Annotated in this window: 16 protein-coding genes and 1 pseudogene; 10 read left to right on the forward strand and 7 right to left on the reverse strand. The window is 43.7% G+C overall.

Features of this window, described 5'->3' with window-relative positions; translation table 11 throughout:
• Window positions 1-14 precede the first annotated feature (14 nt).
• From pepP to ACYFDN_RS07095, 3 genes are read left to right on the forward strand one after another with little or no spacing between them, the layout of a single operon-like run.
• Window positions 15-1,310 (forward strand): Xaa-Pro aminopeptidase, encoded by a 1,296-nt coding sequence (pepP, locus tag ACYFDN_RS07085; RefSeq protein WP_483510544.1) that lies wholly within the window; start codon window positions 15-17, stop codon window positions 1,308-1,310.
• A gap of 1 nt (window position 1,311) precedes the next feature.
• On the forward strand, window positions 1,312-2,532 hold the full coding sequence (gene ubiH, locus ACYFDN_RS07090; protein ID WP_483510546.1) for a 2-octaprenyl-6-methoxyphenyl hydroxylase: 1,221 nt from the start codon (window positions 1,312-1,314) through the stop codon (window positions 2,530-2,532).
• Window positions 2,533-2,551: 19 nt separating this feature from the next.
• The gene (locus ACYFDN_RS07095; protein ID WP_483510548.1) at window positions 2,552-3,760 is read left to right on the forward strand and encodes an FAD-dependent monooxygenase; all 1,209 of its coding nucleotides are present in this window, start codon (window positions 2,552-2,554) and stop codon (window positions 3,758-3,760) included.
• Window positions 3,761-3,942: 182 nt separating this feature from the next.
• On the opposite strand, the gene ACYFDN_RS07100 is transcribed toward ACYFDN_RS07095, so the two are convergent.
• On the reverse strand, window positions 3,943-4,443 hold the full coding sequence (locus ACYFDN_RS07100; RefSeq protein ID WP_040307508.1) for a GNAT family N-acetyltransferase: 501 nt from the start codon (window positions 4,441-4,443) through the stop codon (window positions 3,943-3,945).
• Window positions 4,443-5,171 (reverse strand): hypothetical protein, encoded by a 729-nt coding sequence (locus tag ACYFDN_RS07105; RefSeq protein ID WP_483510550.1) that lies wholly within the window; start codon window positions 5,169-5,171, stop codon window positions 4,443-4,445. The genes ACYFDN_RS07100 and ACYFDN_RS07105 overlap by 1 nt, the downstream gene beginning before the upstream one ends.
• Before the next feature lie 718 nt (window positions 5,172-5,889).
• Between ACYFDN_RS07105 and gcvT the strand changes: the two genes are divergently transcribed.
• From gcvT to ACYFDN_RS07125, 4 genes and pseudogenes are all read left to right on the forward strand, one after another.
• On the forward strand, window positions 5,890-6,981 hold the full coding sequence (gene gcvT, locus ACYFDN_RS07110; protein ID WP_483510552.1) for a glycine cleavage system aminomethyltransferase GcvT: 1,092 nt from the start codon (window positions 5,890-5,892) through the stop codon (window positions 6,979-6,981).
• 78 nt (window positions 6,982-7,059) lie between these two features.
• Complete coding sequence (gcvH, locus tag ACYFDN_RS07115; RefSeq protein ID WP_220720420.1) at window positions 7,060-7,452, forward strand: glycine cleavage system protein GcvH; 393 nt, start codon at window positions 7,060-7,062, stop codon at window positions 7,450-7,452.
• A gap of 111 nt (window positions 7,453-7,563) precedes the next feature.
• Window positions 7,564-10,449 (forward strand): aminomethyl-transferring glycine dehydrogenase, encoded by a 2,886-nt coding sequence (gene gcvP / locus ACYFDN_RS07120; RefSeq protein WP_483510554.1) that lies wholly within the window; start codon window positions 7,564-7,566, stop codon window positions 10,447-10,449.
• 168 nt (window positions 10,450-10,617) lie between these two features.
• Window positions 10,618-10,737: pseudogene (locus ACYFDN_RS07125) on the forward strand (IS91 family transposase); the annotation flags it as partial.
• Between the two features lie 220 nt (window positions 10,738-10,957).
• Here ACYFDN_RS07125 and ACYFDN_RS07130 read toward each other — a convergent pair.
• Together ACYFDN_RS07130 and dgt are read right to left on the reverse strand one after the other, a co-directional pair.
• A complete protein-coding gene (locus ACYFDN_RS07130; RefSeq protein WP_483510556.1) occupies window positions 10,958-13,897 on the reverse strand; it encodes a COR domain-containing protein in 2,940 nt (979 codons plus the stop codon).
• Window positions 13,898-14,176: 279 nt separating this feature from the next.
• Window positions 14,177-15,688: a dGTPase gene (gene dgt / locus ACYFDN_RS07135; protein WP_483510558.1), complete on the reverse strand. Its 1,512-nt coding sequence runs from the start codon at window positions 15,686-15,688 to the stop codon at window positions 14,177-14,179.
• Between the two features lie 282 nt (window positions 15,689-15,970).
• Between dgt and ACYFDN_RS07140 the strand changes: the two genes are divergently transcribed.
• The gene (locus tag ACYFDN_RS07140) at window positions 15,971-17,257 is read left to right on the forward strand and encodes a DEAD/DEAH box helicase (protein ID WP_483510560.1); all 1,287 of its coding nucleotides are present in this window, start codon (window positions 15,971-15,973) and stop codon (window positions 17,255-17,257) included.
• A 214-nt stretch (window positions 17,258-17,471) separates the two neighbouring features.
• Here the strand turns inward: ACYFDN_RS07140 and ACYFDN_RS07145 are convergent, their stop codons facing one another.
• The 3 genes from ACYFDN_RS07145 to ACYFDN_RS07155 are packed head-to-tail and all read right to left on the reverse strand — an operon-like array spanning window position 17,472 to window position 19,252.
• On the reverse strand, window positions 17,472-17,825 hold the full coding sequence (locus ACYFDN_RS07145; RefSeq protein ID WP_483510562.1) for a hypothetical protein: 354 nt from the start codon (window positions 17,823-17,825) through the stop codon (window positions 17,472-17,474).
• 24 nt (window positions 17,826-17,849) lie between these two features.
• Window positions 17,850-18,197 (reverse strand): hypothetical protein, encoded by a 348-nt coding sequence (locus tag ACYFDN_RS07150; RefSeq protein WP_483510564.1) that lies wholly within the window; start codon window positions 18,195-18,197, stop codon window positions 17,850-17,852.
• On the reverse strand, window positions 18,197-19,252 hold the full coding sequence (locus tag ACYFDN_RS07155; RefSeq protein WP_483510566.1) for a hypothetical protein: 1,056 nt from the start codon (window positions 19,250-19,252) through the stop codon (window positions 18,197-18,199). The genes ACYFDN_RS07150 and ACYFDN_RS07155 overlap by 1 nt, the downstream gene beginning before the upstream one ends.
• A 212-nt stretch (window positions 19,253-19,464) precedes the next feature.
• On the opposite strand from ACYFDN_RS07155, the gene betI reads away from it, so the two are divergent.
• On the forward strand, window positions 19,465-20,058 hold the full coding sequence (betI, locus tag ACYFDN_RS07160) for a transcriptional regulator BetI (RefSeq protein ID WP_483510568.1): 594 nt from the start codon (window positions 19,465-19,467) through the stop codon (window positions 20,056-20,058).
• Window positions 20,059-20,105: 47 nt separating this feature from the next.
• Window positions 20,106-21,560, forward strand: coding sequence for a betaine-aldehyde dehydrogenase (betB, locus tag ACYFDN_RS07165; RefSeq protein ID WP_483510783.1), 1,455 nt, complete (start codon window positions 20,106-20,108; stop codon window positions 21,558-21,560).
• The last annotated feature ends 5 nt before the right edge of the window (window positions 21,561-21,565 follow it).

The following is a 21,565-nucleotide window of genomic DNA, read 5'->3' on the forward strand; positions in this document are numbered from 1 at the left end:
GCCAAGGAGTTGCTGTGTTTTTACAACGTCGTCAGCAGTTATTTGCTGCCATGTCAGACAACAGTGTTGCGATTTTCTGTGCTGCCGAAGAACAAACGCGCAGCCGCGATACTGAGTTTCCCTTTCGCCAAGACAGCGACTTTTATTACTTCTCTGGGTTTAACGAGCCCAGCGCATTGTTATTGCTGATCAAACACGCTGGCGAAACTCGCACCGTGTTGTTTAATCGCCGTAAAGATAAGCTTGCCGAAATTTGGCAAGGCCGCCGTTTAGGTCAAGAACAGGCTGTTTCTAGTTTAGGCATGGATAAAGCCCACGCCATAGAAGAGCTAGGTGAGCACTTACATCTTGAGCTAGATGGTTTAGATAAGGTGTATTTAGCACAAGGGCGTTACCCGGCTTACGATCAACAAATTTTTGCTGCCATCGAATGCCTACGCAATGGTTTGCGCCAAGGCTTTAAAGCGCCTAAGCAAATCGAAGATTGGCGACCAATTGTTGATGAAATGCGCTTGATAAAATCTGCCGACGAAGTAGCACTAATGCGCAAAGCGGGTGAGATTTCTGCCGCTGGTCATGTGCGTGCTATGCGCAGTTGTAAAGTAGGCATGTGGGAATACCAGTTAGAAGCCGAAATTCATCACGAATTTTTAATGGCTGGCTCGCGCGCACCCGCTTACGGCACCATTGTTGGTGCTGGCGACAACGCCTGTATTCTGCATTACACCGAGAACGAAAGCGTGATGCAAGATGGCGATTTAGTGTTGATTGACGCAGGCGCCGAATACCAAATGTATGCCGGAGACATTACCCGCACCTTCCCGGTAAACGGCAAGTTTAGCCCAGAGCAAGCCAAGCTTTACAAGGTGGTTTTAGACGCCCAGTTAGCCGCTTTAGATATGTTAAAGCCGGGCGTGTCGATTTATGAGGTTAACCAAGTAGTGCTTAACATTATGGTAAGTGGCTTGGTTGATTTAGGCATTATGCAAGGTGATGTAGCCACACTTATTGAAGAAGAAGCTTACAAAGAATATTACATGCACGGCTTAGGACATTGGATTGGCCTAGACGTACACGATGTGGGTGACTATTACGATGTTAAGCGCACTCGACCATTGGTAGAAGGCATGGCCATCACCATTGAACCTGGCCTGTATATTCCTGCTGATGCCGAGGTACCAGCGGCTTATCAAGGCATAGGTATTCGTATTGAAGACGATGTGGTGATAACCAGCGAAGGTCGTGAAATTCTTACCAGCGATGTGCCTAAATCTATTGCCGAAATAGAAGCGTTAATGGCAAATGGCTAGTATGAGCAAGGCCCAAATCCAAGACCAAGAGCAGTATCAGCACTTTGATATTGCCATTGTGGGTGCGGGCATGGCAGGCGCAAGCCTCGCCTTGGCCTTAAGTAATGGCCGCACTGAGCAGCCATTACGCATTGCGGTTATCGAGGCCGCCGAGCTAAATTTTGGCCAGCACCCAGGCTTTGATGGTCGAGCGATTGCTTTATCGGCTGGCTCAGAGCAGTGGCTTAAACAGCAAAACTTGTGGCAATACTTAGCGCCACACACCTGCGCCATAGAGCATATTCATGTTTCAGATCGTGGCCATTGCGGGTATACCACCTTAGATGCTCAGGAGTATCAGCTTGATGCTCTAGGGCAAGTGATAGAGCTAGAACACGCTGGTCGAGAGTTTCACACACTACTTAGCCAACGCCAACAGGTGCAGCTGTTTTGTCCTAACAAGGTAAACAAGATTGAGCAGCAGTCTGAGCAAGTTTTCGTAGAGCTAGATAAGCAGCAAACCATTAGCGCCAGCTTGTTAGTTGGCGCAGATGGTGCCGAGTCTTTAGTGGGCAAACAAATTGGCAATCAACAGCAACATGATTTTGGCAAGTTCGCCTTAATTGCCAATGTACAGGCCGAGCAAGATCTTGCTGGTCGCGCCTTTGAACGCTTTACCGAAGATGGACCATTAGCGCTATTACCCATGATCGACAATCGTTGGTCGGTGGTTTGGTCACTTACTGGCGAAGATGCTCAGCGCTTACAAGCGGCCAGTGAAAGCGAGTTTTTAGCGGAGCTACAGCGCGCTTTTGGTTACCGTGCTGGGCGATTTATTGGAGTAGGCAAACGTGTTGCTTACCCACTGGTACTGCGCCACTATCCACGCTTATTTAGTCACCGTTTATTGGTACTAGGCAATGCTGCCCATGCGCTGCATCCTATTGCCGGACAGGGCTTTAATTTAGGGCTGCGCGATGTGGCAGCCCTAGCGGAACTGATTCAACAGCAGTGGAGCTGCGGCGGAGATCTAGGCGCGCACAGCCTATTAGATGCATACCAACAAGCGCGTGAGCAAGATAATGCTCGCACTATCTCTATGACATCTACGCTGGCTAGTTTGTTTGCCAGTAACGACAAAACCTCGGTGGTTCCGCGTAATCTTGGCCTTATGGCTATGCAACTTTCACCTCGCTTTAAATCGCTGCTAGCGAAACAAAGCTTAGGTTTATATCTCTCTTAACAAGCACTAGGACAGGCAAATGCAAGCGGTTGATTTAACAATTATTGGTGGTGGAATGGTAGGTTTGGCCTTAGCCAGCGCACTGGCCGACAGCCCATTACGTATCGCTATTGTTGAACCCAAACCCTCACAGCCGCCAGAGCTGAGCGAATACAGCTTGCGAGTGAGTGCTCTTAGTTTGTCTTCTCAACAGTTTTTACAATCGCTAGGAGTATGGCAAAGCATAGTAGAGCAGCGAGTTGCGCCTTATAACGACATGCAAGTTTGGGAGCACGACAGCTTTGCTAAAATTCGTTTTCAAGCAGAAAAGATGATGGTGCCAAACATTGGTCACATTGTAGAAAACGACATTATTCGCCATGCCTTATGGCAGCAAGTTAGCCAGCAGAGCAATGTTACTATTATTGAGCAGGCTGTAGACAAATTGCACCGCGGCGATAGTGAATCATGGTTAAGTTTTGCCAATGGCCAAGGCTTAAGCTCTAAACTGCTGGTGGCAGCAGATGGCGCAAATTCTTGGTTGCGCCAGCAACTAGATATTCCTCTTACCTATTGGGATTACCAGCACACTGCTATTGTGGCCACCATTAAAACTGCGGAACCGCATCAAGATTGTGCCCGTCAAATATTTACCCCTGAAGGGCCTTTAGCTTTTCTACCATTAAGTGATGTTAATACCTGTTCGATTGTTTGGTCGGTTTCCCCCGACAGAGCCGCAGAGCTGCAAGCCATGAGCGAGGCTGAGTTTAATAAGCAACTTACCATGGTTTTTGATAATCGCTTAGGTTTGTGTGAACGAGTAGGAGAGTGTGCCGGCTTCCCGCTGCGGATGCGTTACGCACGCGATTTTGCCGGTAAAGGTTTTGCCCTTATTGGCGATGCCGCCCACACCATTCACCCCTTAGCTGGGCAGGGTGTAAATCTAGGATTAATGGATGCTGCCGCGCTAGCGCAAGAGCTAATTGCAATGCAACAAGCAGGCAAGAGCATTAACGACTACGCCAATCTGCGCCACTTTGAGCGTTGGCGTAAAAGCGAAGCCAGCCAAATGATCGCCTCAATGGAGTTTTTTAAACGCTTATTTGGCAACGCCAACCCAGCACTTAAGTTACTGCGTGGAGTAGGCATGAGTTTGGTGGATAAGGCCGAACCGCTCAAGCAACAAGCGATGCGCCGCGCCTTGGGTTTAGAAGGTGACTTACCGAAGCGAGCTAGTTTAAAAGCCTAAGTTTTAGCGTTGACACTTAAGCTAAGTGCCGGCGCTTTTAGTGGTTAAGCTTATTGAGAGTGGTGCCCGATGAGGACATTGAGTTGTTGTACTCATTGATGAACACTCTGCGGGAGCATCAGCGCATAGATTGCCAACGCGTAACTATTTTTCTGTCAGGCTTGAAATTAAGCTACTGCTGCTTAACATTCGTCACGTTGAAACTCCATTATCGGTCCATTGAATCCTGCTCTTTTTATTGCTATCTGCATCCCGTAGTTGTTTTCACTAGTGTCGATAATAATCCTTTTAGATTTGTTCCTAGCTTGTATGTGTTGCGTTGCAAAAACGAGAGCTCGGGTTGCTAGTCCTTGTCCACGCATGTTTTTGTTAGTAAACACAGGACCAATAACTGCGTCGGAGAGTTCTACTGGGTAATGCTTGCAGCGGCCATAAGTAATGAATCCGTGGCTATAAAGTGTTTTCTTAGTTCCAGAGCAATACATTGAACTTCTCTTCAACGAGATTTTTAACAGAAGCTTTAAGAGTGCTCTTCCTGAGCCAAAATGGTCGCTCAGCATGCTTATATTTCTAATAAATGAGGTGAAACTATCAATAATCACCATCTTGCTTTTAGAAGAATGATCTTTCTTTTCACAAGGAAGAACTTCATTAAAGTCGAGTGAATAAACAAACTGCTTCATCAGTGTAATTTCCAATGCACATGGTAAGGCTTAAACATCAGTTTCTTTTTGAATCGAGCTAATGTTTCAGAAGAGTTTACATATGAACCGTAAACGAAGTATTTAACACCTGAGTAGCCCTCAATGCTTTTTCTGGCAATTTCGGTAATAAGTAAGGGGACGATTCCATCTTTTTGGTAATCTTTGTGCCCAAAAAAATGTGAAAGCTCAAGAAGTTCTCCGGCGACTATACAGCCCGCATAAGCGACTAGTTTTCTGTTGCTATCAAATACTCCAAAGTATGGATAGTTATGGGTGCCACTCTTAGATTTTTTATCAGTGTTAGGCTTTGGCTTGTTATTCAACATTTCTGCGTCCATTGCCCCTTGGCGAACGCTAGTCGAGCAGCGGATTTCGTAAATCTCATCAAGGTAGTCATTGTAAATGATAGGTTCGAATACATAACCCATGCGCAACGCTTTTCTTACGTTTCTTCGAGCTGAACTTTCTAGAGACTTAAAATATGAATCGTAGTCGGCACCCAACGTACAAACCGCTACTCCACGGGTCATTCGGCCAAATATTGGCATTTTAGGATGTCGTCTTGTTACTTCTTTATAAAATGATCGTGTGAACTCGCTAAAAAAAGGTCCTTCATTTTTTGCAAGACTGTATTTTAAGGAAATGTTTAAGTTAGGTGATTTGAATATTAATCGTAGCTTACCTTTTAACTCATTAAGTGAATTCATTTGAGATCCCTTCATAATTCATTCACTTACAGGTTAGATGATAAATATGTTTATTATTATTGATCTTAATCAGTAAAAGCTGATGTTTTTTTGGTGGTTATTTTTAGTTATTACAGATGTCACATAAAAGCTTGGCTTTCATGAATAACCAGCTGAGTTTTCTTTAATATCTATTTATTGCTTTGAATTGCTATTATTTAGTGCTTACAACGCTAACGTTTACTACTTTGGAGAGCAGTAAATACTTAATTCGGGCTGTGTCTATATTTGGCTAGGCTCTTCGTGTCGTAAAGCTAGCTTGTACTAAGCTAAGCGAAATCGCTGATTCGTTATTGGAGGGATTTACATCCACAAAATGGCTAACTGGATGCGCCCAAACAGGTGATTTATTTTTATTAAGTTTTTTCTTGTGGATTAGTTTAACTAATGGTTGGTGATTTTGAGTCAGCCTTTTAAATTGTGGTTAAATTTGCACAAGCTAGCAATAATTAGTGAATAACTAATGTTTGGCTTAGTTTTATGGTGTTTTTTACTATTTTTGGACGTTTTAAGCTAAAGCTTGTCACCACGCTGTTGAAGGGATGTAAGCAAATTGTGCAGCTTATAGATTAGCTCAGCTTGTGATTGGTGCTTTCTTGTTGCGCACATCTCGCTATAATTGTTCAGCATTGGCAGGGGGAGTTTATCCTTCGCGTCCTCATAATAAAGGGATCAGCACATGACACAGCAAACGGTACTTCATCAAGCGCACCTCGACGCAGGCGCAAAGTTAGTGGATTTTCACGGCTGGGAAATGCCGATTAACTACGGCTCACAAATAGAAGAGCACCACGCTGTTCGCCAAGCCGCTGGCATGTTTGATGTCTCCCACATGACCATTGTTGATGTGCAGGGCGAACAAGCCCAAGCCTTCCTTCGCACACTATTAGCTAACGACGTAGCCAAACTTACCGTTAAAGGTAAAGCGCTTTACGGCGGCATGTTAAACCATGAAGGCGGCGTGATTGACGACCTTATTACCTATTACTTTAGCAAAACCGATTACCGCTTAGTGGTGAACTCGGCTACGCGTGAAAAAGATCTAGCGTGGATCAACCAACAAGCCAGCGATTTCGCAGTAAGCATTACCGAGCGCCCAGAGCTAGCGATGATAGCGGTACAAGGCCCACAGGCTAAAAAGCTGACTTCTGCAGTATTAGACAACGACCAAAACCTCGCGATAGAAGGCATGAAGCCATTCTTTGGTGTACAAGCTGGCGACTTATTTATTGCGACCACTGGTTATACCGGCGAGCAAGGCTACGAAATTGTCGTTCCTCAAGATAAAGCGGTAGCGCTTTGGAAAGCGCTAGAAGCGCAAGGTGTACAACCTTGTGGCTTAGGCGCGCGCGATACCTTGCGTTTAGAAGCTGGCATGAATTTATATGGTCAAGACATGGATGAGGGCGTTTCACCGCTAGCGGCAAACATGGGCTGGACCATTGCATGGGAACCACAAGAGCGCGACTTTATTGGTCGTAAAGCACTTGAGGAGCAAAAAGCCGAAGGCACCGACAAACTAGTCGGTTTAGTCATGGAAAGCAAAGGCGTAATGCGTGCAGGCCAAGCGGTTACCGTTGTGAATGAATATGGTGAAGCCTTACCTGGCATAGTAACTAGTGGCACTTTCTCGCCTACTTTGGGTCAAAGTATTGCGCTGGCTCGTATCGCCAATTGCGACGTAGAAGAAGCCTTAGTGGAAATGCGCAAAAAACAGGTTAAAGTGAAAGTAGTAAAACCTGTATTTGTGCGTAATGGCGCCAAAGTGTAAGCCCCAATAATCGAATTTTGTTTGTAGATTTAACTTTAAATTAAAACCTTAAGTAAGAACTTATAGAGGAAAGGAATTATGGCTAATATCCCTGCCGAACTGCGTTATGCCAGTACTCACGAATGGGTACGTTCAGAAGGCGATGGCGTATACACCGTTGGCATTAGTGAGCACGCGCAAGAGCTACTTGGCGACATGGTGTTTATTGACTTACCAGACGTAGGCGACGAGATTGACGCAGGCGATGACTGCGCAGTGGCGGAGTCAGTTAAAGCCGCCTCAGACATCTACGCGCCACTAAGCGGCGAAGTAGTAGAGATTAATGAAGAACTAGAAGATTCACCCGAGCAAGTAAACAGCGATGCTTACGGCGACGGTTGGATGTTTAAAGTTAAAGTGAGCGACGAAAGCGAGCTAGAGAACTTACTCTCGGCCGAAGATTACGCCGCCACAATCGAAGAAGATGAATAAGCTTTGATCAAAAATGCGCTCCGCTAGTCGGGGCGCTTTTTTTATCTGTAACACAATAATAAACCCGACTAAACGCAACGCATTTTGTTTCAGTAATACAGGAATAGTTTAATGAACCCGTCTTTGCCGTTAACCGAACTAGAGCAAAACCAAGACTTTATTCGCCGCCATATTGGCCCCGATCAAGCCGAAGTTAACACCATGCTTAAACAGCTTGGCTTAAGCTCTGTAGAGCAACTTATTGAGCAAACGGTGCCTCAGCAAATTCGTTTAAACCAAGACCTAAGTATTGGCGATAGCCTTACCGAGCAACAAGCGCTTGCTGCATTACGTAAGCTAGCTAAGCAAAACAAGGTTTACCGTAGCTACATTGGTATGGGCTACCACAATACCCATGTACCGCACGTTATTTTACGTAATGTATTTGAAAACCCTGGTTGGTACACCGCCTACACGCCTTACCAGCCAGAGATTGCCCAAGGCCGCTTAGAAGCACTGCTTAACTTCCAACAGTTAACCCTAGATTTAACTGGCTTAGAGCTAGCTAGTGCTTCGTTATTGGATGAAGCTACCGCCGCAGCCGAGGCCATGGCGCTTGCTAAGCGTGTGTCTAAAAATAAAAAATGTAACCTGTACTTTATTGCCGACGATGTTCACCCACAAACCATTGACGTAGTAAAAGAGCGTGCCGATTTCTTTGGCTTCGACGTAGAAGTAGGCCCAGCCGAAAGCGTGGTTGAGCACAATGTGTTTGGCGCGCTGCTGCAATACCCCGGCACTACTGGCCGAGTGCGCGATCTAAGCGAGCTAATTGAACAAGTGCATAGCAACAAAGGCATTGTGGCTGTAGCGGCCGATATTATGGCTTTGGTGATGCTTAAATCGCCGGGAGCGATGGGTGCCGATGTTGTACTAGGCTGTGCCCAACGTTTTGGTGTACCAATGGGTTACGGCGGCCCACATGCCGCATTTTTTGCAACCCGTGACGCTTACAAACGCTCGCTACCGGGTCGTATTATTGGTGTATCTAAAGATCGCCGTGGCAAACCTGCATTGCGTATGGCACTGCAAACCCGCGAGCAACATATTCGCCGCGAAAAAGCTAATTCAAACATTTGTACTGCCCAAGTATTGCTAGCCAACATGGCTTCGTTTTATGCAGTATTTCATGGCCCAGACGGCCTGCGCACTATTGCCCAGCGTATTCACCGCTTAACCGCTATTCTTGCTCACGGCCTAGAGGCCAAAGGCCTAAGCCCAGAGCACGCCCAATACTTTGATACCCTAAGCATTAAAGTAAGCGATAAAGACGCGATCAAAGCACGCAGTGAAGCATTAGGTATTAACTTGCGTATGGATTTAGACGGCAGCGTAGCGCTTAGCCTAGATGAAACCACCACTGCAAGCGACGTAAATGACTTATTCACCGTATTACTAGGCGAAGATCACGGCTTAGATGCCGCGCGTTTAGATGACATTGTGAAAGGCGAAACCTGCATTCCAGAAACGCTTTTACGTGATACGCCAATTTTGGAGCACGAAGTATTTAACCGCTACCGCAGCGAAACCGACGTACTGCGTTACATTCGCAAGTTAGAAGGTAAAGACTTAGCGCTAAACCACTCGATGATCTCGCTAGGCTCATGCACCATGAAGCTAAACGCTACCGCTGAGATGATTCCAGTAACTTGGCCAGAGTTTTCGAGCATGCACCCCTTCTGCCCAAGTGACCAAGCGCAGGGTTACCACGCTATGATTAGCCAGCTAGAAGATTGGCTAGTAAACATTACCGGTTACGATTCAATTTGTATGCAGCCAAACTCGGGCGCGCAAGGTGAATACGCAGGCCTGTTAGCTATTCAAAAATACCATGCTAGCCGCGGCGACCATCACCGTAACATTTGTTTAATTCCTAGCTCGGCGCACGGTACTAACCCAGCTTCTGCACAAATGGCTAACTTAAAAGTAGTGGTAGTGGCCTGTGATAAAGAGGGCAACGTAGACATGGACGACATGCGCAGCAAAGCCGAAGAGCTAGCCGAGCAGTTGTCATGTGTAATGATTACCTACCCAAGTACTCACGGCGTATACGAAGAAACCATTAAAGAGATTTGCGACATTGTTCATGACAACGGCGGCCAAGTGTACATGGACGGCGCCAACATGAACGCCCAAGTAGGCATTACTTCACCGGGCTTTATTGGCTCAGACGTAAGCCACTTAAACCTGCATAAAACCTTTGCTATTCCACACGGTGGCGGTGGCCCAGGCATGGGGCCAATTGGCGTTAAAGCCCATTTGGCACCGTTTGTGGCAGGCCACAGCGTAGTAAGTAACGGTAAAGCTAGCCACGCCAATGCCGCGGTATCGGCTGCGCCTTATGGCAGCGCGTCTATTTTGCCTATTAGTTGGATGTACGTTGCCATGTTGGGTAACCAAGGGCTGCGCCAATCATCAGAGATTGCCATTCTCAACGCCAACTACTTAGCCAGCCGTTTAAGCCAAGGCTTCCCTATTTTGTATAGCGGACAAAATGGCCGCGTTGCGCACGAATGTATTATTGATATGCGCCCACTTAAAGAGGCCACCGGCATTACCGAAATGGACGTAGCCAAGCGCTTAAATGACTACGGCTTCCACGCGCCAACCATGAGCTTTCCAGTAGCGGGCACCTTAATGGTTGAGCCTACCGAGTCGGAATCACTAGCCGAAATCGACCGCTTTATTGATGCCATGTTATCGATACGTGCCGAGATCGCCAAAGTAGAAACCGGCGAGTGGACCTTGCAAGACAACCCGCTAGTATTTGCCCCGCACACTCTAGATGATATTACCGATGCTCAGTGGACTCACAACTACAGCCGAGAGCTAGCCGTGTTCCCATGTGACGCAGTTAAGCAAAACAAATTCTGGCCTACAGTAAACCGCATTGATGATGTATATGGGGATAGAAATTTATTCTGTGCTTGCCTTCCAATGGAAGCGTATCAAGAGTAAAAATTGAAACCTTTTCAGTGTGTTATGATAGAAAGCGAAGCATTGGTGCTTCGCTTTTTTGTTCGAATAGTTATAGAACTTAAGCAGTTGAATTTAAAGTTACTCTGACCCCTTCTATTTATTATTAGTGGGGAGCCCTCAGACTCTGCCCCCTTTTATACCTTAACGTTCTTAAAGCTTATCTTGCAGCCTGTATTGCCCAAGGGCTTACAGCGAGTGAGAGATTATAGCTTGGTACGTGGGAACGCTAAACGGGTATTGCGGCGTATTCAGTTAGTACTTCGAGTGCCGGAACGCGTTAACCTTAACGCGTTCCAAACCGACAACAACAGCGTAACTCGGCTACTGCCAACATCCTATGTATAGCACAGGTATTAGCCGAACGAGCTAGCCGAAAGGCAAATAAAATAAGGAGAGTGGCAGGGCTTAACGTGAGGACGAAAATGAAAACATAATAACAATTTAGCACCACGTATAATAGGTAGAGGCTTAGCACTATCCCCCTGTCTTAGTCAGGCTCGCCTAGTAAAACTGTAGGTACTACCTGAAACCCAAACTTATTAGCAATTTTGTTATACTCCTTACCTAAATGTTGAAGTTTACCAACTCCTTCTCCTGCTTTTTGTATGAGTTTTCCAAATTTGTTACTTCCTGTTATACAGTCTTGAATAAAACTTTGAATTTTAACGAATTTGTCAATTGAGCTAATCGCTTGCTTTGTATCTTTTACAGATTGTATTCCTTCAATTGCATCATTTGCTCGATGCAGCTCTTTGGTTGCACGCGGTAATAATTTAACTAGTTCAGGACTCTCTTTAATTTCACTTGAATCACCTAAATCCTCTATAAGTTCTTCTCCCCAATTTTTTAATTGGCTAGCAAAAGTCTGTATTTGAATACTAATAGAAACTTCTTGGCTATTTTGCTGTTGGTTATCCTGAGCTACAGACTGGCTTATCGTCGGGCTTGCTGTCATGTTAATATGATTATTCACAATTGTTTCTCCTCCTCCATTTGAATACTTATATTTTTTATGCCTACTCTCAGCTGACTCTACACCATCTAAAAGGCTTGAAACTGAATACTCGACATCTAATTTATCATCGTATTGAATATCATTATCTTTGTTTTGCAGTATCCGCTTTTCAAGCTTAACAAGGCGACTATAAGCTATATAGCTTTGTCTCAAAGAATGTTCGCATGTAAGAACTAAATACTCCTCTAATCCAATGTTTTTAGTCTTGTAAGATTTGTGGATTTCGAAAAAGTAATTTCTAATTACCGCTAGGAAGCCTCGTTGCTCTCCACTTTCTACCTTTATTCGTATTTCTTTTTCCTCCCTATCTAATGTAACTATTGCTTGACTATCAAACTCTTCACTTTGAAGCAGTACTCCGTAACGCCAACTATTTTTAGGCGTTTGCAACTGGTGGGTTTTAACGATGAATCTCGCCATTAACTCGGGTGGTAAATAACCTTGATACTTATATATAAAATTTATTCCACTATTTAATTTAGGGTTTGGTTTTAACTCTGTAGGTAATAAATCGGGGATTAAGTATTTTGGGTCTTTAGAAGGACCAACTACATGAATTTTGTAACACAATTCGAATTGTTCCATTACCTTCATTAAAAATGCTGACTTTCCTTTATATCTTCCACAATCAAACTCTGATCTAAGTAGCGATTCGGCTTCTTGTTTAGAAATAATACCGTGCTGTTTAGCAAGGGTATCTGAATTGATTAGAGTATAAATACCTTCTGTAATCCATGTAGGGTTCAAAACTTGTGTGTTAAGCTCTTCTAATCCTTTAAAATGAATTACTTGACCTAGGTCATTTAACAATGTCAGCAACACGCTTTGTGAATCAGGGTTAGAAATCCCATTTTTTTCACAAATTTCTATGAACTTTTGAAACTGAATGTGATCTGAGTTTGTTTTTATCTGTTCAATATCCTGTCTTACTTTCAACCAATTTTGGGCTAGTATAAAATTTCTCATTTCTAGCTTAGATATTTGTTTAATTAACTCTTCTTTTAGTTTTTTAATGCCGTAATTACTTTTACAGCTAACTTTGTGAAAGCCACAAATATTAGGATACTTTTCTAACAATACTTGGCGAGTCAAATTATCATCAAACTGTTGATCAGATTTATTCAAAATTATTAAGATAGGTGATTTGCTACTTACTGCCATTACTTGTTTTATCCAATGTTCTGGATTATCATCTTTTCGAATGTTTAAAACTACTAGATATAAACAGCGTTCAGATAAAAACAACTGATGAGTGGCTCTCATTATTTCTTGCCCACCGAAATCCCAACAGTGCACTTTTATTGTCTCTTTAGTCTTATCATTTGAAGAGATTACCCATGGGCGAATAGAAATACCATCTGTCTTATTTTCGTTTTCGTCATATTCATCATCTATAAAACGTTTTATTAAAGATGTTTTACCAGCAGCCCCTTCGCCAACTAAGATTAACTTAGCTTCGTTGAGCTTTCCTGTTTCACCTTGCAAAGAGTTATAATAACTTTGCATCGATTCATTACCCCTTGAAATGATTTCAATCGGAGGGAAATGAAGGGGGTTATCTTCCAAATAAATACCATTACCCGTGTCATCATCTATACCGTTAAGACAAATAGGTAAGTTTAATAATAGTACTTCTAGGGGGATTTGAGTTATTTTGCAATCTCTAGCGTAGATGACTTTAAGATTAGATAAACATGTTAACTCTATTAGACTGATTATATTGTTGTTTGTGAAATAAACACGCTCTAGTTTCTGAAATCTATCAATGCCTTTAAGATTTTTTACTTGTGTTGTCCAGAATACTAGTTGCTTAAGGTTGGGTAGGGTAGGTAATTGATTTAAAGTTTTTAAATCAGAGCCTCCTATATTTAATTCTACTATGTTTGATAATTTTTCTAGCCATTTAAAACAAGATATAGGAGAGTGACAACAGAGCACTCTCTCAATCTTTTCCAGATTTTCTATAAAGGATAAATTGGTCAGGTTGGTTTCAATTACACTTAGATACTCAAGGCAAGTTGTTGTAAGCTTCTCTTTCGACTCTAAAAAAATGCAACTTTCAAATTCCAGTTTCTTTAATTTTTTGAATTTATTTAATTCACATATTGAGTCAATGGTGAAACCTCTCATATATAAGTGTGATAGGTTTTTAAGCTCAAGATTATTTAAAAATGAGGTGCTGGTTTCAGTGTCGATCATAAAGATTTTTAATGAGACTAAATCTCCATCTGTATTTATGACGTATGAAATTTCATTCTGCTCAAACCTGGTGTCAATTTCATCACTTTCTTCTATCTCAAGATTAAATTTTTTGGCTATTTTATGTAATTTTTTAATTTCAGGTGAAGTGACTTCGTTAGGCTTATTGAAATTTCGGTGTTCTCCATTTAATGGAAGCTCAATGTCATTCATGGAAATCCTTTTGTAATTGTGTAAGTTTTAATTTAAATTGCTGCGATGATAATAAAGTCTTTTTATTTAGTACAGTTATTTAAAGAGCTCCAAGTTATCACAGACTACGTTTGCTCTTTTTAAGCGCCAACTGAAAAATGCGTTAATATTCTATGCCCTTTAAACATCAGCCCTTTAGATCCCGGGTCTCGTGGGACGCCCTGTTCTTTAGGTTATGTTATAAAGGAAATAAAAGGAGTCAGAGTAACTTTAAATATCTGCTCCCTTTAACTCCCTTATCTAAAAATCACTTATCACATTAAACGCTCTAAACTCGTCGTAGGCGTATTGATCGGTCATGCCGCTGATATAGTCAATAATCAGCCGTGTGCGGTAGTAAAACTCGCGGCATTGCTCACTGCCAAACGCATCACTTACTGGTGCTTCGCTCATAGCCTTTTGATAGGCCGCCAAATGCTTAGATGGCAGCTTTTTGAATAGGCGCTGTATATAAGCAGAGCTTTTTTCTTTGGGTTTTGTGTTATCTACTAAGTATTCAAACTGGCCTTGGCTTAGCGCAAGTAGCGGTTGGTAACAGGCCATTAAGCCAGAGATAATTTGGTAGCCTTGTAGCTCGCGGGCTTCTACCTCTGGGTGGCAAAAGCAACGCTCTAGCGCAACACTTTTAAAGGTTTCTACAATCAGGTGGTTTACGCTGCCATCTTCGATAAGTGCGCGGTTTAAGTTGCCTTGATAAACCGCTTCTAAGTTTTCTATAAACTGGTTTTTGGCATGTTCAGGTAAGCGTTGGTTTACTGCTACGCGCAGGTAAACAAAAAACATTGCGTCTCTTTCTTCATCACTTAGCTGTGGTTTTTTACTTTGGTGAGCAAAGTCGAGAATGGTGTCCATTTCTTTTGGTTTGCTGCAGCCATGTTCACTGCTTAGCTTGGCAAAAGTGTCTAATAGGGCGTGCTTTAGTTCTTTAATGCTCAGCACGCCTTTTTCTATGGCGTCTTCTAAATCGGCAATGCCGTAAGACACATCATCCGCCGCTTCCATAATGTAAGAAAACGGCGAGCGGCAGTATTGCTCTATATTTAGGCTGTAGCGAATGTCTTGAATGTAGTTTTGCTCGCTAAGGTAATAACCCACTTTCTTTTTTAAGTAACTAAACGGTGCGCTTTTATCTGGCTTGGCTTCTGTTCCACAGCGAGTGTATTTGAGTATGCCAGAGGCTTGCGAGTAGGTGAGGTTTAGCTTTAATAAGGAGTGAATAAGCCTTATGCCTTGAGCGTTGCCCTCGAAGCTGACTAAATCTCGATGAATCGCTTTTGGCAGATTTTGTTTCGGTTTTTCGTTCTGGTCTTCATCTAGTTCTGTTGCTTGAGAGCTTTGGTAGAGGTGGTTGAGGTTTTCACTTAGCCAATCAATTAAGGCTTCTTCGCCAAAGTGACCAAAAGGCGGGTTGCCTATGTCGTGCATTAAACAGGACATTTCAACAATGCTTTCTAACTGGCGCTCTAAGCCTTTAAGTTGGTAGCTGTTTTGTTCATCAACTAAGGCTTCGCAAATGAGCTGAGAAATATAGCGACCCACTTGCTGTACTTCTAAAGAGTGAGTAAGGCGACTGCGCACTGCGGCGTTGCGCTCTAAGGGGAAAACTTGGGTCTTTTGCTGCAATCGCCGAACCGCTGCGCTGTTAATAATGCGGCCTCGATCGCTCTCAAATTTCTTTAGGTCGGCATTAAGATCTGGCTTAGCTGGGTAGGGCCTAGTACCGAGAATTTTGCTAGCGAAATTTACTGTCATACTCTAAACCGCTCTCTATCAATTAGAGTATTTATACTGCTGTATTATCAATAGAAAATCAATTAATGAGGTTTTTGAAAATAGTAGGTTGGATCATTACTGAGAAGTGGCTGGCGTTGATAACAGTGGGAGTGATGTTTTTATATTTACTTGCGATAAAGGCGACGGTTTTAGCGTGGTATTTACGGCCTTGGCGGTTACACTAAGCCGCTTAGCTGGTGAGTATTTACTCCCAGTATTACAGTGCTTTTATTAAAGCACCTTGTTTTATAAGGCTTGTTTATGTCGTTTAGTGCGTTAGGTTTGTGTGATGCTTTGCTAAAAGCCGTTGCAGAGCAGGGTTATGCCACGCCATCATCTATACAGCTTGAAGCGATTCCAGCTGTGTTAAGCCAGCGTGATGTAATGGCGGCAGCACAAACTGGAACCGGTAAAACGGCCGCTTTTACCTTGCCAATGGTGCAGCTGTTAGCGGGTGGGAACAAGCCGCAGGCCTTAGCGGTGCGGGCATTAGTGATTACCCCAACTCGAGAGCTGGCTGCACAAGTTGCCGAAAGTGTTAAAAACTACAGCAGCAATATGAACATTTGTACTGCTGCGGTATTTGGTGGGGTGAGGATTGAGCCGCAAATCGCTCAGCTGCGAGATGGAGTAGACGTGCTGGTGGCGACGCCGGGTAGATTGCTTGATCTTTATAAACAACAGGCTGTTAAGTTTGAGCAGCTTGAGATTTTAGTGCTTGATGAAGCAGACCGGATGTTGGATTTAGGCTTTATCGACGATATTCGCAGTATTCAAAGCTTACTGCCTAAACAGCGCCAAACTTTACTGTTCTCTGCCACCTTTTCTCAAGCGATTAAGGCACTAGCCAGGGGCATGCTTAATAACCCCAAGCTTATTGAAGTAACCGCAGTAAATCGCACCGTTGATACGGTTAAACAACGTATTCATCCGGTAGATAAAGCACGTAAAAACGCCTTGTTAATCCACCTGCTTAAAAAGCATAAATGGCCGCAAGTGCTGGTGTTTAGTCGCACTAAACGCGGTGCCGATGCTTTGGTCTCTCAGTTAGCGAATGTGGGGATTACGGCTGCTTCTATTCATGCAAACCGCACCCAACATGCGCGAACCAATGCCTTAGAGGGCTTTAAAGGTGGCAGCATAAAAGTGCTGGTGGCTACCGATATCGCTTCGCGAGGCATTGATGTTAGCCAACTGCCATGTGTGATTAATGTTGATTTACCTTATGTTGCAGAGGACTACGTGCATCGTATTGGCCGCACCGGGCGTGCTGGAGCCTCTGGCTTGGCGATTTCATTGTTTAGTGAAGATGAGTCTAAACAGCTAAAGGCAATAGAACGACTGATTGGCCGCCAGTTTACATTGGATGTTATCCCGCGCTTTGCTCCTACTCAAAAACAGCCAGAACCGCCTAGCGATGACGACGATGTGTATGGCAATTTTGAGCCAAACCCTGTTGCGGATTACAAAGGTAAATCGAAAGGGCGAGGAAGCCGCAGTGGGAAAAGCTCAGGCAGAAGTGCTAAAAGTAACAAGCGGACAAAGTAAGTGGAATATAGCTGTTGTTAGGTTAGGGACTTAGGTGAAAGCAATTTGATCAACCATTAAAGATAACGTTATTCGTTTTGAACTTTTTTGTGGTCCACTTTTTTTTACCCAATTTGAGAACTCACTGCGGAAACGGTGTTCGAGATAGTCTGTATAGAAGAAGGGAATAGCTAACCTATTATTTCGGTTAGCTATTTCTTTGATTCGAATAAAGTTAGCCAAACATGAGGTAATGGGTTAGGCCAATGAATAATATGGCGACTGATGAGGTTAAAAGAATAACAGCTAACACTTTGTCTATAGTTCTTATTGAACGTTGTACTAGTTTTTCGTCGTAAAGTTGTATGTTGCCAACTCGCTTACTTACTACGGTTAAGGCATACATGGGTAAACGGGTACCAAAGCCTTTATCCCATTCTGGTATGTCACCATGCACTTTTTTTATCTGCTTATCGAAGTGTTTTAGCGATATGCGACCAAATAAGAGGAGCGATATCGAGAAGGTTAGAAAAGTGATTGGTAGTCCCACTGCCACGATACTATTAAGCACTTCCACTAGGCTAATCATTTCATAGAGCTTTGACGTGCTCTACTATCCTATTAAAAAATATATAGAAAAAATAGAAATGAAAAATATCACAGAAGATATATTGTAGTACCAAGCCAGTTTAATATCTTTTGCTCTGGCATGTCTTTTAACTGCGTTCTTATCGACAATCGGCGTGCTTTTTACTTCTTTTTTAACGATGACTAAGGCGTATGTCATTATTCGTGTTCCGAAGCCTTTATCCCATTCAGCTGGGCCAAAACCTTCCTTTAATAGTTCGTTGTCCAAGTGGTTAACAGATATTTTTCTAAAGACTATTGTTGCTATTCCCCAGTTTAGAAAAATAACAAAACCGACAATAGCAAGGTAATCTTCAAAATTTAATGAATTCATTATATGCTCGAGCCCAGTTTGTAGGCACTTTCTGCAAAGAAACGGCCAACAGTGTCACCTGTTACAGCTGCACCGTATCCCGCTGTTACCCCAATTCCTACTGCTACAACCCAACCTACTGGTGTTGAGAATAGTGCGATACCTAAAAGTGTTGAAGTTACAACGGAACCAACAGCCATTCCAGCAGCAGCAGCAGAGCCGAAGGCTGCAGTTTCAACTGCTGCTGATTTCTGCCAGTTTGCTCCTGCTTTGTATTGGTCATATACACCAGCACCACGAACGCCAGCATCAATGGCTAATGCTCCATAACCTAACATGCTTGTTTTGCTGGCAAAACCTTTTATCAAGTTAAATTCTTTGGTGGTGGAAAGCTTTATTGGTTGGAAGCTACGAGCGCTTTTAGCCTGATTTATGCCACGTTGAGCACTGGTCCAAGCGTTACCTCTAGAGCTGGCTTTACTCGCGTATTTGTTGATCTCTCGGTGAAACTTTCTCGTCAGTTCCGCGTGCATGCTTTTTGCGGCTTGCTCTAGCTTGGTCATTTCGATTTTACTGAGCTTAGCTAGCTTTCCTCTGCGTACTGCTTCTAAAGCTTTCTGATATCGCTCAGCCGTTGCCCCAAAAGTATTAAACCTCTGTTCAATCACGGTCGCAGCTGCTCCTGAGTACCCAGCTTGATTGCCTGTTTTTCTTGGATCAATTTTATCGTGAAATACTAAAGGAGCGATATGCTCTTGGTTAAATTCGGCCATTGCAGTCACTAAGTCTGAGCCGAACTGATTAAGCATGTCTGCAATGTTTACTCGTTGCTGGCGGGGAAGTAAGCGGAGCTCTCTTAGCTGGCGTGCCTTTTGAGGGTAGAGCTGTTGCCAAGGCTTACGGTCTTGCGTTGGCTTCATTTGTCTTACTACAAATGGCGTTCCATGAGGAATGGTATTACTTAAGATATGTGGGTTATCTTTTCTAAAAGCCAACAAAGCTTCTTTATCATTTGTATCACATGGCGGTTTACTGCAGTTGCTTTTATTGAAGCAAATTAGAATGTCATCGCTCATTGGTTAATCCATTAATCACAAATAAATCATTAGTGGTAATTCTGTTGTAATTGGTATTAAGTGTCAACAAAGTAAGAGGTCTAAAACTTAAATTTAACAATTGCTTATTGAAGGTTGAACTTAAATCAAATTGTCTAATCTTTGACTTACCCTCGAATTGCTGTAGTTTATTTTTAATTGGATGTTCAATTAATAAAATTTGAGTGACACTTATGCCAAAGGTAGGGATGCCTGAAATACGTAAACCGCAGCTGGTAGAAGCTACTATGGCGGTGATAAACGAAGTAGGTTTGTCGGGCGCAAGCGTGACTTTAATTAGTAAAAAAGCAGGTGTGTCTTCGGGCATTATTCATCATTATTTTGGTGGTAAACACGGCTTATTAGAAGAAACTATGCGTACTGTGTTACGTAAGTTATCTGCCGCTTCCATTGCGCATCTGCAAGCTGTTGAGCCCAACGATGTAATAGCGAGGGTTAAGGCGATTGTTGCTGCCAATTTTGATGGCTACCAAGTAGAAGGCAAGGTAGTTAAAACCTGGCTAGCATTTTGGGCGCAGGCTATGCACGACCAAGATTTACATCGCTTGCAACGCGTGAATGAGCGCCGCTTATTGTCGCACCTTCGTTTTGAACTCAAACACATTTTACCTGCCGAACAAGCCGCTTTTGTTGCCCAAGGCATAGCAGCACTTATCGACGGTATTTGGCTGCGCGGGGCACTTAATCCCGAGGGTATTTCTGCTGATTATGCGCAAAAGCTGGTAGCAGATTACCTAGAAAAACAACTCGCTCCCTATTTAGGCTAAGTTTTAACTAAGCAACAACAGCTAAGGACTAAGGCATTTTGATGACAATGAAGTCTCTTTATATCCATGGTGAAGCCTTTGAAGGCTCTTCGGCGGATACATTTATCACGACTAACCCTGCCACTGGCGAAACGTTAGCCGAAATTACTCAGGCCTCTGTCGAGGATGTTGATCGCGCTGTGGCCTCTGCGCAGCAAGGCTTTAAATTGTGGGCGGCTATGAGTGGCGCTGAGCGAGGCCGCATTATGATGCGAGCGGTGGCCATATTACGCGAACGTAACGACGAGCTGGCAGAGCTAGAAGTGAAAGACACTGGCAAGCCCATTCAAGAAGCAATAGCAGTAGACATTGTTACTGGTGCCGATGTGATTGAGTATTACGCGGGTTTGGCGGCTGCTATCCAAGGCCAGCAACAAGACTTAGGCCACGGTCAGTTTTTTTATACGCGCCGCGAACCCTTAGGTGTATGTGCCGGAATAGGCGCGTGGAACTACCCCATTCAAATTGCCATGTGGAAATCTGCCCCTGCCTTAGCGGCAGGCAACGCCATGGTGTTTAAACCTTCGGAAGAAACCCCTTTGTCTGTACTCAAATTGGCAGAGATCTTTAGCGAGGCTGGCGTGCCTGAAGGTGTATTTAACGTGGTGCAAGGTGATTACCGAGTTGGGCAAATGCTGTCGCGTCATCCTGATATCGCCAAGGTTTCGTTTACTGGTGAATCTGGCACCGGTAAGAAGGTAATGGCCGATGCTGCTGGTACGCTCAAAGACATCACTATGGAGCTGGGTGGTAAGTCACCTCTCATCGTATTTGACGATGCCAAGCTAAATAACGCGGTGTCGGCAGCCATGCTAGCTAACTTTTATACCCAAGGAGAGGTGTGTACTCACGGTACGCGGGTGTTTGTGCATGATGCAATTTACGATGAGTTTGTAGCGCAAATTACCCATCGAACACGCAAGCTAAAAGTGGGTGACCCAAGTGATACGGAGACACAAATTGGCGCGCTTATCTCACGTGATCATTTAGAGAAGGTGCTGGGTTTTATTGAAGCAGCAAAAGCTTCTGGCGCACGTTTACTATGTGGTGGCCAGCGTGAAACGGGCAATGGCTTAGATAAAGGTTACTTTGTGCAACCCACCATTTTTGCCGATTGTAGCGACGATATGCCGCAAGTTAAGCATGAAATTTTTGGCCCAGTAATGTCGATTCTCCGTTTTAGTGACGAAGATGAAGTGGTTAAGCGTGCCAATGCTACCCAATATGGCTTAGCCGCGGGTTTGTTCACCCAAAACTTATCGCGTGCTCATCGAGTTATTGCGCAAATAGAAGCCGGCATTTGCTGGGTAAATACCTGGGGCGGCTCTCCAGCAGAAATACCCGTAGGCGGTTATAAACAGTCGGGCATTGGCCGAGAAAATGGCATAGAAACGCTTAATCACTACACCCAAAACAAAAGTGTAATGATTGAGTTAGGTGACTTAGAAAGCCCTTACGAATAAGCCAT

The organism is Agarivorans sp. D1326, assembly GCF_056958115.1.

Bases quoted from the DNA above. Each gene is read 5' to 3' on its own strand.
- ubiH (WP_483510546.1), top strand. From the start codon at position 1,312: ATGAGCAAGGCCCAAATCCAAGACCAAGAGCAGTATCAGCACTTTGAT.
- betI (WP_483510568.1), top strand. From the start codon at position 19,465: ATGCCAAAGGTAGGGATGCCTGAAATACGTAAACCGCAGCTGGTAGAA.
- gcvT (WP_483510552.1), top strand. From the start codon at position 5,890: ATGACACAGCAAACGGTACTTCATCAAGCGCACCTCGACGCAGGCGCA.
- ACYFDN_RS07150 (WP_483510564.1), bottom strand. From the start codon at position 18,197: ATGAATTCATTAAATTTTGAAGATTACCTTGCTATTGTCGGTTTTGTT.
- ACYFDN_RS07145 (WP_483510562.1), bottom strand. From the start codon at position 17,825: ATGATTAGCCTAGTGGAAGTGCTTAATAGTATCGTGGCAGTGGGACTA.
- betB (WP_483510783.1), top strand. From the start codon at position 20,106: ATGAAGTCTCTTTATATCCATGGTGAAGCCTTTGAAGGCTCTTCGGCG.
- gcvP (WP_483510554.1), top strand. From the start codon at position 7,564: ATGAACCCGTCTTTGCCGTTAACCGAACTAGAGCAAAACCAAGACTTT.
- ACYFDN_RS07140 (WP_483510560.1), top strand. From the start codon at position 15,971: ATGTCGTTTAGTGCGTTAGGTTTGTGTGATGCTTTGCTAAAAGCCGTT.
- ACYFDN_RS07130 (WP_483510556.1), bottom strand. From the start codon at position 13,897: ATGAATGACATTGAGCTTCCATTAAATGGAGAACACCGAAATTTCAAT.
- dgt (WP_483510558.1), bottom strand. From the start codon at position 15,688: ATGACAGTAAATTTCGCTAGCAAAATTCTCGGTACTAGGCCCTACCCA.
- ACYFDN_RS07100 (WP_040307508.1), bottom strand. From the start codon at position 4,443: ATGAAGCAGTTTGTTTATTCACTCGACTTTAATGAAGTTCTTCCTTGT.
- gcvH (WP_220720420.1), top strand. From the start codon at position 7,060: ATGGCTAATATCCCTGCCGAACTGCGTTATGCCAGTACTCACGAATGG.
- ACYFDN_RS07155 (WP_483510566.1), bottom strand. From the start codon at position 19,252: ATGAGCGATGACATTCTAATTTGCTTCAATAAAAGCAACTGCAGTAAA.
- ACYFDN_RS07095 (WP_483510548.1), top strand. From the start codon at position 2,552: ATGCAAGCGGTTGATTTAACAATTATTGGTGGTGGAATGGTAGGTTTG.
- ACYFDN_RS07105 (WP_483510550.1), bottom strand. From the start codon at position 5,171: ATGAATTCACTTAATGAGTTAAAAGGTAAGCTACGATTAATATTCAAA.